At 43.9% G+C, this 12,388-nt stretch carries 7 protein-coding genes; 1 reads left to right on the forward strand and 6 read right to left on the reverse strand.

All coding sequences use genetic code 11. The annotated features are described in order from the left end of the window. The first annotated feature begins 108 nt into the window (after positions 1-108). The gene (locus SHD_RS15445; protein ID WP_023267961.1) at positions 109-2,265 is read left to right on the forward strand and encodes an AAA family ATPase; all 2,157 of its coding nucleotides are present in this window, start codon (positions 109-111) and stop codon (positions 2,263-2,265) included. A gap of 369 nt (positions 2,266-2,634) precedes the next feature. Here the strand turns inward: SHD_RS15445 and SHD_RS15450 are convergent, their stop codons facing one another. From SHD_RS15450 to SHD_RS15475, 6 genes are all read right to left on the reverse strand, one after another. Further along, on the reverse strand, positions 2,635-2,844 hold the full coding sequence (locus SHD_RS15450) for a hypothetical protein (protein ID WP_023267962.1): 210 nt from the start codon (positions 2,842-2,844) through the stop codon (positions 2,635-2,637). Between the two features lie 208 nt (positions 2,845-3,052). Beyond that, positions 3,053-3,436, reverse strand: a complete 384-nt coding sequence (gloA2, locus tag SHD_RS15455; RefSeq protein WP_023267963.1) for an SMU1112c/YaeR family gloxylase I-like metalloprotein — start codon at positions 3,434-3,436, stop codon at positions 3,053-3,055. 115 nt (positions 3,437-3,551) lie between these two features. Further along, positions 3,552-5,681, reverse strand: a complete 2,130-nt coding sequence (locus SHD_RS15460; RefSeq protein ID WP_039978525.1) for an alpha-amylase family protein — start codon at positions 5,679-5,681, stop codon at positions 3,552-3,554. A gap of 87 nt (positions 5,682-5,768) precedes the next feature. Beyond that, on the reverse strand, positions 5,769-7,799 hold the full coding sequence (locus SHD_RS15465) for a glycoside hydrolase family 13 protein (RefSeq protein WP_023267965.1): 2,031 nt from the start codon (positions 7,797-7,799) through the stop codon (positions 5,769-5,771). Positions 7,800-7,867: 68 nt separating this feature from the next. After that, positions 7,868-9,358, reverse strand: coding sequence for a tryptophan halogenase family protein (locus SHD_RS15470; RefSeq protein ID WP_023267966.1), 1,491 nt, complete (start codon positions 9,356-9,358; stop codon positions 7,868-7,870). 116 nt (positions 9,359-9,474) lie between these two features. Continuing rightward, entirely contained in the window at positions 9,475-12,198 is a 2,724-nt protein-coding gene (locus SHD_RS15475) for a TonB-dependent receptor (RefSeq protein WP_023267967.1), read from the reverse strand. Positions 12,199-12,388 lie beyond the last annotated feature (190 nt).

The raw sequence follows: 12,388 nt of genomic DNA on the forward strand, positions 1-12,388 counted from the left end.
ACATACTTTTCCTCAATCTAAAAGTGGATATGATATCTGTGGCACATCAATGGTTGTTTCAAATCAACATTACTAATAATTTCAATTTCCAGTTGGTATAGGCAGAATATGATTACACAAATAAACCTTGGTGATGTAGCAAGTTACCGAAACACAACAACTCTCAATACAGATAAAAAAGTAAACATCATTTATGGCTTAAATGGTACTGGAAAAAGTACATTCTCAAACTATTTTTATGCGGCCGATGATCCTAAATATAAAGACTGTTCTTACACAAACGATGGGTGTAAGGTTCTTGTTTATAATCAGAAGTTTATTCAAGATAACTTTTATTCCAAAGATTCTATTAATGGTATTTTTAGCCTATCCAAAGAGAACAAAGAAGCTAAGGAAAAGGTAGAGCAGCTTGGCAAAGATATTGACCAACTGAGTGAAAAAAGCAAGGGCTACCAAGCTGACATTGACAAAGAAATTGGTGCTTTGAAGAAAGCGAAAGATACGGCAGAAAAAAAGGCCTGGGAAATAAAGACGAACTACTCTGGTGGTGATCGCGTTCTGAAATTTTGCCTTGAACGGTTAATGGGGGACAAAACCGTTCTGTTCGATCATCTTGTTTCTGTCCCTTTGCCAACCGTTAAACCAGTTAAAACGATTGAACAGCTTAAAGAGGAAGTTACTGCAATTGATGGTGATAAAGCCACTACTTACATCGTCTTACCAAAGATTTCATTATCAGAGCTTTTACCAGAGGAATTAGAACTACTCAAAGAAATAGTGATTGGTAATGAAGATAGCCCAATCGCAAAACTGATTAATCAGTTGAAAAACTCTGACTGGGTTAGTGATGGTTTGCAGTATCTTGATGATATTGAAGATGAAACGTGTCCGTTTTGCCAGTCTAAGACGATTACGCCTCAGTTAATCGCGCAGATCAAAGACTACTTTGATGAGACGTATGAAGAAAGTAAGCAGAATATAGGCAAAATACTTACAAAATACCAAAAGATAGTTGATTCTCTTACTGATTTAGAAATCTACAAGACATCGCCTTTTTCTATCGAGTTCCTTGCAGAAATGACAGAATCTTATGCGTCAATTGCTGGAACATTAAAATCCAATTTACTCAAAGTTCAGAAAAAAGAGCAAACGCCAAGCCTGAAAGTTGAGTTGGAAGAACTTAGTGAGCACGTTGCCTCTTTTAATAAACATGTGGATGCTGTTAATGCCAGCATCGGCATTCACAACCAAAAAATTGCTAATTCAACGCAAGAATTGAAACGTATTAAAGACGAGTTTTGGAAAATCGTTCGTTGGGAATACGATCAGACCATAAAAGGGTATGAATCAAGCAAAAAAGACAGTAATGACAAAATAATCAAGTGGAAAGCAGATAAGGAAAATGTCGATACTGAGATAGTTCAACTCGAAGCTGAACGAACCGAGCAACAAAAACAAACAGTTAACATTGACGATTCGATTAAAAATATCAATAAAGGCCTTGTTGATATTGGGATTACTGATTTTCATATTGAGAAGCACGAAAAAGCCCTATATCGACTTGTAAGAACTGGAACAGAGGGACCAATCTTTTTATCGTTGTCCGAGGGTGAAAAGATGATTATTAGCTTTTTGTACTTCCGAGAATTGTTTAAAGGTAAACAAACGGCTGATGAGGCACACGTTAAAAAAATTGCGGTAATTGACGATCCAGTTTCAAGCTTGTCTCATATCTTTGTTTACAATATCGGGCAGCTCATAAAGAACGATTTCTTCAATGCTGACGGCGTGGAGCAAGTTTTTGTCCTCACGCACAGTCTTTACTTCTTTTATGAACTTGTTGATTCAAATCACAACCGCAGAGCAAAAAACCAATCGCTGTATCGATTATCTAAAAATACGAAAGGCACAACGATTGAAACGATGAAGTATGAAGAAGTACAGAATGACTATCAATCATACTGGTCAGTGATTAATGACAAGGATCAACCTGCTGCTTTGATTGCAAACTGTATGAGAAACGTAGTTGAATACTTCTTTAACTTTGTGCAGAAATCAGATTTGAGCAACGTAATGCAAAAACAAGAGCTTCAAGAAGTGAAGTATCAGGCTTTCATTCGATATATAAACCGAGAATCACACTCACTTGGTCAGAATATTATTGATTTTAAAGAGTTTGATTATGAGGCGTTTAGAGAAGGTTTAAGGTTATTATTCGAAATCACGGGTTATCCTGAACACTATCAGAAAATGTCTCAGATATAGATACGTTAAATAGTGATCTGAATCATCGGAATTAGGCAGTAAATTAGGTGATTTTTCATAAGTGAAGTTACTCATGAATTGCTAAGTTAGCAAAAAAAACTAAATTGAAATTGTCCTCAAACTGTTCTGTATTTCTTTAAAAACAACAGATTACGCCGCTGCTAAACAGGTGAGCCATGATGATTAGCGAGACGACCGTCCGCCCCACGGACGGGGCGGTCGAGCATCCAAGGATGGACTCGCTGCGTGTCGATGAGCAAACATCATGGCTCGCCTCACTGTCGGGCCCGAATTTAATTCAATTATCTGTTCTAATCCTGCCCTTCATTCAACGCATTTCTGGCTTTGAGTATTTCTACTACTTAAAAATCATATCCTTACAAAATAGGGGAGTGCGATAAGGGCGATGCCGATAGCGATAAGTAGTGCGAGATTGGTGACAAAATAGGGGTAAATCATCAGGGTGAGGCCGACGGCCAGAGGGATAGGGGCGGCTTGGCGCTTGCCGTAGGTGAAAAAGCCAAGACCAAAGAGGCCAAAGACTAAACTCCATAACAATAATGTTGGGTTATCAAACACCTTGAGCTCCTCTGTGATTAGCCTTGGTAAGCTCCAGCCTTTTACTCAGCCATCTTGGTCAAACGATGAGCTAGTGCTGCGCCGCTTCATTGAGTCTACTGCTAAAACTCCCTTGGCGTAATTAAGCTTTATTCATCTTATTCGTTGCGTGAATACGCTATTTTAGTGCGCTGTTTTATTTACATTTTTAATACATTGAGGATTCAGGTTATAGCTCATATAACTCTAAGGGTAAGCCGTCGGGGTCGCTAAAGAAGGTGAACTTTTTGCCTGTGTATTCGTCGATGCGGACGGGTTCGACGGCGATATCATGGGCCGTAAGATGCTCGATCGCCGTTTCAATCGATGCGACGCGAAAGGCAAGGTGCCTAAGACCGCAGGCTTCGGGATAGCTAGGGCGCTTGGGAGGATTGTCGAAGGAAAACAACTCGATTTGGCTCATATCGGGCAGTTGTAAATCGAGTTTGTAGGACTGGCGTGCCTCACGATAATGCTCTGCCAGCACGCTAAGGCCAAGAATCGTCACATAAAAGTGTTTGGACTTTTGATAGTTACTGCAAATAATCGCTGCATGGTGAATGCCGAGTAACATGGCTTGCCTCTGTGATGTTTAACTGATGTTTACGCTAGTGTGTTTTAAAAAAGCCAGAGTCACAACGGTGTGTGACTCTGGTGCTGATCTCTGATCTTTATCTTACCTTATCTGGCTAATGGGCGAGTTCAAAAATGGCTGAGGAGAGAGGCGCTAGCTGCAATTTAACTTGTCCTTCGCCTTGTTCGACAACCAACTGCGCCTCATGGTCTTCCAGCAAATCCTTAAGCGGATAGCTTGCATCGGTTAACTGCCATTGCGCAATCAGAGCTTGAGGCAGTTTAAGAGAAAATGACTTGGTTTGGGTTTGACTAAAGTTACTGACAATAATCAGCTTTTGACCTTTGTTATCGGCGGTATTGGCTTCAAAGCGGATAAAGGCGAAGGTTGAGTCATCATAACCCGTCGCGCTGCCATTGTTTGTCTTATTGTTAGCCTTATTGCTAGCCTTTGCAGCCGATTCCGTGCTGCGGTTGGCAGCATCCAGCGAGTCATATTGCCCCAAGAGTGCAGGCGCATTTTTCCCCGTGCTGAGGTTCAATAATTTTTGATAATAGGCGTGTAACGCGACTTCTGCGGCGGTTGATTGGCCGCCATCAAATTTACCTTGATTCATCCAGCGCTGATGGGCGGGAACACCCGCATAATCAAAAATACTGGTGCGCGAAGCATGGCCAAAGCCTAGGTTTTGTGTCGCCGCTTCTCCGACTTCTTGGCCAAAATAAATCAAGGTGGGTGAGGTACTTAAGGTTGCAGACACCACCATCGCGGGCAGGGCGTAGCGGGGATCGACCGCATCTGTCGAGGAGTTACCAGTTAAGGCGCCTAAAAAGGCGGCATTGGCGATGCGCTGCTCGTCGTGGTTTTCTAAAAAGTGCAGCATATGCGAGTCGATATCTTGCACTTTGGCCTGATCTACGGCGATCTGCGCGGTACTTTTTTGTCCTGCCATAATGGCTTTGAGGGTGTCGTAAAGATCGACCTTGTCGTAGAGGTAGTCCATTTTGCCGAGCTCAATATAATCGCGATACAGCGCGGGGTTATAGACCTCGGCTAAGATAAAAGCTTCTGGATGACTATGTTTTATATGACTATTTAAATAGCTCCAAAATTCGACGGGCACCATTTCGGCCATATCGTAACGAAATCCATCGACTCCCATCGCTAACCAATACTGGGCAATTTGATTGAATTTGATCCAAGAGTTAGGTAATTCATGACTATGTTGCTGCCAAAATGCGTAGTGCTGCTCGGCGCCGAGATTGGCATAACCTGGTGGCAGTGCGGGGAAATCATGGCTGCCATCGGGGCGGACACCGTAATTTATTTTAACGGTTTCATACCAGTCGTTCATATCCGGCTTAGCAAGGCGTGAGCCATTGCCCGTCCATTTGGCGGGGATTTCCTTAAATTGACCATCACTTAGGGGATGCGACTCGCCGCCTAACGGTTTGAGGCTATCAGGCAAATCGGGCACTTGAAAGCCAGAGGATTGCTGTTTATCAGTCACATAGTAAAAGTTATTATGCTTTGCATATTCAAGGGTTTGATTATCGTCTTCACCAAAATCGCGCAGGTCATCTGGCTTAGTGATGGAATGGTAATTACGTGCCACATGGTTAGGCACTATATCGATAATCACCTTTAAGCCTTGCTTGTGGGTGCGCTCGATAAGTGCCTGAAACTCCTGTAAACGCTTGGTGGGATCGACCGCTAAATCGGGGTTTACGTTGTAATAATCTTTAACCGCATAGGGCGAACCGGCGCGGCCCTTAACCACATCGGGATCATCGTTACTAACGCCAATTGCACTGTAATCGCCAATTAGGGCGTGGTGGGGTACACCCGTATACCACACATGGGTAACACCTAAGTCTTTGATACTTTTGAGTGCAGTATCATCAATATCATTAAATTTACCCACACCGTTTTCGCGAATCGTGCCCCAAGGTTTATTGGTGGTGTTTTTATTGCCATAGAGTCGGGTAAAAATTTGATAAACAACGGGTTTAAACTTATTTGCTTGCTCAGCATTGTTATGGGCTGGCAGGATTTCGCCTTCGGCCACATTTGGATTGGCAAGCAGGGTTTTAGCCGCCACTGAATCCAACGCGGTTGCTTGAGTGCTGATTACTGATGCTGCCATAGCGCAAAAGGTGCTAATGCTGCTGAGGGCCAGTAGGGTTAATCCCTGATGCCAGCGATAAGCGCGACGTTTACTGCTGCTAGATAATAGAAAATTCAACCTAGGTTCCTTTACTGACTTGGCGGCCAAACTGTGGTTTGGCCGCGCTGTTAGCTAAGCATGCTTAGCTGCTTGATTGAGTATGGGTTATTGATGATTGAGTTCAAGCATCATAACGCCAGCATGGGGCAGAACAAGTGATTGATTCAGCTCGAACTTATCCTCCGAGAATACAGAAATAGCAGAGCTATTACCCGCCAATACCTTGCTAAATCGGCTTAAATCCAGCGTTTGTGCTTGGTCATTCTTGTTGTAAATCACCATCACTTTATCCGCATCGGCTTGGTAGCAGGCATTGCCCGCTGCGGCCTGTTTGGCGGCGCATCGAAATTGCACATAAATGCCGTTTTGTGGCACAAAGTGCAGTAAATCGCCCGTTTGCAGCGCGGCTGAATGCTTACGGTAATTAAGCAGGGTGCGAATAAATGCTTGGGCCTGTTGCTGTTTAGCGTTTAGTCCTTTACCGCTAAAACCGTTGACTTTGCTATTGGCAAAGCCACCCGGAAAATCACTACGCACTACACCGTCGTGGCGATCTTTGGTTGGGCTGGTCATCAATACTTCTGTGCCGTAAAACAGCTGCGGAATACGTTTGGCTGTCATTACATAGGTGAGGGCCATTTGATACAACGGCAGGTTTTCTTTTAGCAGACTATAAATCCGATTGGTATCGTGGTTACCTTCAAAGAGGACTAACTGGCTTGGGTTCGCATACACCACATCATTCGCTAACATCTCGTAAAGCTTGATAAAACCAGTATCCCAGCCTTCTGGCTCGTTCAGGCTTTCAAGTAGCTTTTCATAAAGTGGAAAATCCATCAGGCTCGGTAAATCTGAGGTATAACCATCGGCATTGATTTTGCCTTTTTGCCAATAGGAGACGGTAATGGGATTGGCGGTCCACTCTTCACCGACAATATTAAAATGTGGGTATTCGGCCATTAAGGCTTTTGACCATTGGGCTAAAAAGGCTTTATCGGCGTAGGAGTAGGTGTCTTCACGAATTCCCGAAAGCCCCGCGTATTCCACCCACCAAATGCTGTTTTGAATAAGGTAAGTCGCAAGCTTTGGATTGCGTTGATTAAGATCGGGCATCGAACCGACAAACCAACCGTCGACAAAATCCCGTTTATCCTGCATGTCGGCGTAGGGATCTTGCACTGTGGTGCGTCTATGACTGGTAAAGCCCGGGTTGGTAGAACTGAGGCTGGTAAAACTGGCCGCAGGAGACGTTGTGGCGTTTTTTGCATCGGGATGCTGCGGGTAATTGAGCCAGTCACTGCTCGGTAAATCCTTTAGCCACCAATGGTTTGAGCCGATATGGTTAAGCACGACGTCTTTAATTACTCCAAGGCCATGTTGTTTGGCCTCAGTGACTAACCTTTGGTAATCCTGATTGCTGCCAAAACGCGGGTCGACCCGATAAAGATTGGTAATGGCGTAACCATGGTAGGAGTATTGGGCTTGGTTATTTTCAAGCAGTGGGTTGATCCACAGCTGAGTAACGCCCAGTTTAGCTAAGTAATCTAAGTGCTGGCGAATACCTTCAATATCGCCGCCATGGCGACCATCGGCATTTTCTGGTGCTGCATGCTCGAGCATATCCGCTTGATTGTCATTGCTTGGGTTGCCATTGGCGAATCGGTCTGGGGTGATAAGGTAAATCACGTCCTTATTACTAAAACCTTGGCGCTCACGGCTGCCTTCTGCCCGTGCCGCTAAAGTGTAAGGCAGTTGGAAGAGCTGTTTGTTGCCAGCGAAAATGCGGATGTCAAAGGTCTGTGGCTTGGCTTGGCGCAAGTCTAAATTGATAAACAAATAATGGGGATTATCTGTCTGCTCAATCCCTTCAAACACCACATCTTTGCTAGTAATCTCAACCTTAAGCTGCGCAGCATCCGTGGGCACGGCATTATTGTGGAGCATTAGTTGCAACTTAGGATTATGCATGCCCGCCCACCAAGAGAGCGGTTCGATAGTTAAAGGGGCTGTTGAATTGACTTCACTAGCACTGAGATTGGCTGATAATAACGCTGTAGAATCGATTGTCCCTGCTTGAGTATTCCAACTGATTAAAAAGCTAATACTGAGTAGTAGATGTCGTCGTGTGAAGACCATAATTGTTCCTTATTCAGTGCCAAGTAAGTCAAGTATTTACACTTTTAGGCTTCTTTACTTGATGAGGCTTAAACTAGCTGTGCGAGATACTGTTCATGGGTTGGCATATTACTTACGGTGTTTTTGATTATCACTTTGATATTGCTTAAAAATTCAGTTAAAGCCTCAGGGGCGACTGTGTTTGCGAGTGGATTATAATCTGTAGGGATGATTCCCTGTCCTAACATCACTTGAACCCAAGCGGCTTCCGTAAAGAGTTCATCCTTGTGCCTAAAAATAGCGCCTGTTTCGCTAAAAAGGCTAATCTTCTGTTGCAAGCTTTCAGGTATCTGCATTTGCTGACAGGCGCTCCATAGCGTGTCGGTATCAGAATCTGAACGTCGGTTGAGATAATAATGCAAGATAATAAAATCGCGGATTTGTTCGAATTCCAGTTGGGACTGCCGGTTAAACTCATCCACTGTTGCTTGGACTACACCTTGGTGGGGAAACAGTTTAGTTAAGCGAATGATGGCCGATTGCACTAAATGAATGCTTGTAGATTCAAGAGGTTCTAAAAAACCACTTGAGAGACCTATAGCAACACAATTATGTTGCCACTGTTTAAGCCTACGGCCAGGGATAAAGGATATTTTTTTCGGTTCAGCGAGAGGTTTACCTTCAAGTGTCGATAGTAGTTTTGCTTTCGCCTCTTCGTCTTTCATATAGCGGCTACTGTAAACAATGCCATTTCCTGTTCTATGTTGCAGCGGGATCCGCCATTGCCAACCCGCCTCATGGGCGATAGCACGAGTATAAGGTTTTATCTCGCAGGCCTTTTCGCTTGGGACAGCGTATGCACTGTCGCACAGTAACCAATCTTGGTAACTCTCATAGCCCACATTAAGTGTTTTTCCTATCAATAGGGCAGCAAAGCCTGAACAGTCAATAAAAAAGTCGCCTTGAACTGAGTTTCCAGAAACCAGCGTTAGGTTTGTAATATGTCCATTAGCGGCACAATTTACCGATTCAATTTTACCCTCAATGCGTTTTACTCCTGACTTTTCACTGTATTGTCGTAAAAGCAAAGCGTAGCGTGCGGCATCAAAATGGTAAGCGTGGGTGAGACCAGAGAGAGGCGAATGGGGAATTTGTTCAAGAGATTGAAATTTATTGTTTAAGGCGGCTTGGTAATTAAGTGAATAATCCCAAAATGATGCCATCATCTCGGGTTGAGTACTGAGCCAGTATTGGTGAAACTGCGTATAGCCAATATCTTTTCCTATATTACCAAAAGCGTGCATATAGCTATCACCCTGCTTACCCCAGTGTTCAAATTGAATACCGAGTTTAAAGGTGGCATGGGTTGCTTGAATAAATTCGTTTTCGGGGATCCCAAGAACACTGTTGAATAACTGCAGTGGTGGAATAGTGGCTTCTCCAACACCAATGGTGCCTATATCTTCTGACTCTACGAGAGTAATGTTAAGGGTGTGTTTAAATAATTTCGCTAATAATGCGGCCGTCATCCAGCCCGAAGTGCCGCCACCTACAATGACAATATCTTTGATTTGACTCATGATCTAAGCCCTTTAGTTGAGGTTTAAGGCTGATGACTAAATGGGAAATTACTGATAGTGGAACAATAAAGAGAAAAGCCTCTGCAATAGATTGCAGAGGCTTGGTACCTAAACTATTAGAACTTATAGTTAGCGCCTAACATAAAGTTACGGCCATAGTTTTGATAATCGCGAACTAAACGTTGATCCGAACCTGTGTATGATGTGAAAGGTTCATTGGTTAAGTTGTTGACTTGGAAAAGAATTGATAATCCATACAGTGATTCAATTCCACTTTCGCTAAAGTCATAACTCACTTGGGCATCAACTACTGTTTCGGCTTTAATGTTCACGTTTTCACGTTGCAAACTGATCTTAGTCACTTCACCAAGGAAGTCACTGCGATAACGTGAGCTGATACGTGCTTCAAAGCCTGAATTTTCATAATAAACGGTTGCGTTTAAGGTTTTTTCAGACAAGCCTGGCAACGTTGTTGGTTCGCTTGTTGGTGTTTCTTTTACTTCACTGTCAGTGTATGAACCACTTAGCACTGTACCAAAGCCACTGAGTACATCGGCAAACATACCAAAGTCTAAGGAGACGGCGGCCTCAACCCCTTGAACGTAACCACCTTCACCATTTTGAGGTTGTGTGATTACGCCGATTGGATTACCTGGTACACCTGGGAATAGGGTGCTGAAGTCGAAATCGACTTTTTGATCGTAAACATAGTTCTCTAGGTCTTTATAAAACACTGCAACAGAGAAATAGCCTTGATCACTAAAGTAGTTCTCGTAACTTAAATCATACTGACGTGCTAACCAAGGACGAAGTTCTGGATTACCTGCGTTTCCTGTCCAGTTAACGCCATCATTTGGATTTTGGTTATAGCTGTAGTTCAGGTTGGCATTCATCTTGTCCATGCGTGAACGGGTTAATGTTCGCGCAGCTGCAAAACGCACCACTTGGCTTTCAGCTACTTCAAAGCTTAAGTTTAAGCTTGGCAGCCATTCTACGTAGGAGTCTCCCGCGGTACGCGGAGTTAAAATCACTTTGCCAGCTTCTACTGTGGCAACAGTACCATCTGATGATTGATCGGTATAAACCGCCTGTAAGCCAGCATTACCAGTGAATGGAATACCGAATACTTCAGACTCTAAATTTGCTAACACATAGCCTGTTGTGACTTCTTCCTGTACTGCCCAAGAGTTGGTCGCGCGGCTTAAATCCACATCGGCGACGTCGGTTTCTATATAGTTGCCGTCGTTATAGAAAGCTAAAGAGTCATAGCTGAGTACATCGCCCATGCCAAAGAAGGCGAGGGAAGTAGGATCAAGTAAGTACTGATCTGGTACTGTCATAGTGTAATCGGCAGAACCATCATAGCCTTTAAGGGTTAAATAGTAGCCCTTGTCAACTTTGGTTTTGTCACGATCAGTCCGGTTAACACCAAATTCAACACTACGAATTGCGCCACTGTCGAGCACATATTCGGCACTGAGACGGAAAGATTTTAGTTCATCTTCAATTTCAGGTTTATTAATAAAACCGTCCTGAGTGTTGGCGCCAAGTGGACTACCCCAACCGAGAGGATCACCGAGTTTTATTACATTTTTATCTGCATAATCAAGGTTATGGTCGAAAACATATCCGCCTTTACCATTGTAGGCAAAGCTTAAGTCATCAACAGCGCCAACACCTGTACCGCGACCTGTGCCTGAGTAGCTCTCCATACCGATGTCGGTACGATTTGCCTTAGAGAGTGACACGTCAGCTTCAAGGTTCCAGCTATCATTAATGCTGAATTTGTTGTTCCAGCCGATAGATAAGGAATCTGCGTCACGTTTGTTCACGTCATTGCGGACAACAACTTCAGCTCCTTTGATAACGCCTTCTGTCACTAAACCATCTACTGTGGTGGTGGCGACGACACCGCCATTGGTTCCCCATGCCGCAGGGATTTCAATACCACGCAAACGTTGGTCATCTACAAATTTTGAGTAATAGACATCCAATGTAGAATGGAAACGGTCGTTTGGTGCATACTCAACCACAGCCAGTAGGCCATCACGCTCTAATTCACTCGAGCGAACAAAGGGTTTTGCGCCACCTAATACACTGTCACCATTAGCATTATCTGGATAACCCCATGCTTGCCAACGTTCTTCTTGGTTGGGAGACATCATGCGAGCATAACCAATGGCGACACCTAAGGTATCATCGGCAAATTGGTCAATATAAGAAATACTACCGCGGTAACCTTTGTCGTCGGAGCCACTGTTGAGTGCGCCCAGGTCGTTCATTTCACCGCGCACTGCAACCGCAATCGTTTGTTCACCATGTGAAAGAGGGCTAATGGTTTGCATATCAACGGTACCGCCAATAGCTTGTGCCATTACCGATGCATCTGGTGTTTTGTACACGACGACACGGTTAAGTAATTCGGATGGATATTGGTCAAACTCAACACTGCGGTTATCGTTAACTGAGGCTTGTTCACGACCATTGAGTGTTGCTGTGGTAAAATCGGGTCCCATTCCGCGAATCGAAATCACGTTTGCACGACCATCTAAACGTTGGGCTGAGACGCCTGGTAGTCGGGCAAGCGATTCGGCGATACTCACATCAGGTAACTTACCAATATCTTCAGCAGAAATCGCTTCAACGATAGAAGAAGATGACATTTTTAAAGATTGGGATTCTTGCAAGCTACGGCGAATACCTGTCACTTGAATGACTTCTATATTTTCGTCTTTGGTTGCTGTCGATTGTGCAGTAGTATCATCTGCTGCGTAGGTGTGCATACTGGCGCCTGCAGCAACGAGTGCTAAGGTCAGCAAGCTGGGTTTAAATCGCATCATTTCTATCTTCCCCTTGAAGTCGCTTTTTACCGCTTATGTAGAGCGTTTTATCGTTATTACCGCATTGTTTATGCGGCCTTTTTTGGTATTTCGGCGCTTAATTGACTGCATAAGTGCTGCGTTTATGACCAAATTGTTATGCAACGGTGAAGATACTACTCCCGAGAATCTTGGCCTCACAATATTGTGC

The organism is Shewanella decolorationis S12 (assembly GCF_000485795.1).
Classification (GTDB): Bacteria; Pseudomonadota; Gammaproteobacteria; order Enterobacterales; family Shewanellaceae; genus Shewanella; species Shewanella decolorationis.

Coding starts and splice junctions, on each gene's coding strand:
- SHD_RS15470 (WP_023267966.1), bottom strand. CDS start 9,358: ATGAGTCAAATCAAAGATATTGTCATTGTAGGTGGCGGCACTTCGGGC.
- SHD_RS15465 (WP_023267965.1), bottom strand. CDS start 7,799: ATGGTCTTCACACGACGACATCTACTACTCAGTATTAGCTTTTTAATC.
- SHD_RS15445 (WP_023267961.1), top strand. CDS start 109: ATGATTACACAAATAAACCTTGGTGATGTAGCAAGTTACCGAAACACA.
- gloA2 (WP_023267963.1), bottom strand. CDS start 3,436: ATGTTACTCGGCATTCACCATGCAGCGATTATTTGCAGTAACTATCAA.
- SHD_RS15475 (WP_023267967.1), bottom strand. CDS start 12,198: ATGATGCGATTTAAACCCAGCTTGCTGACCTTAGCACTCGTTGCTGCA.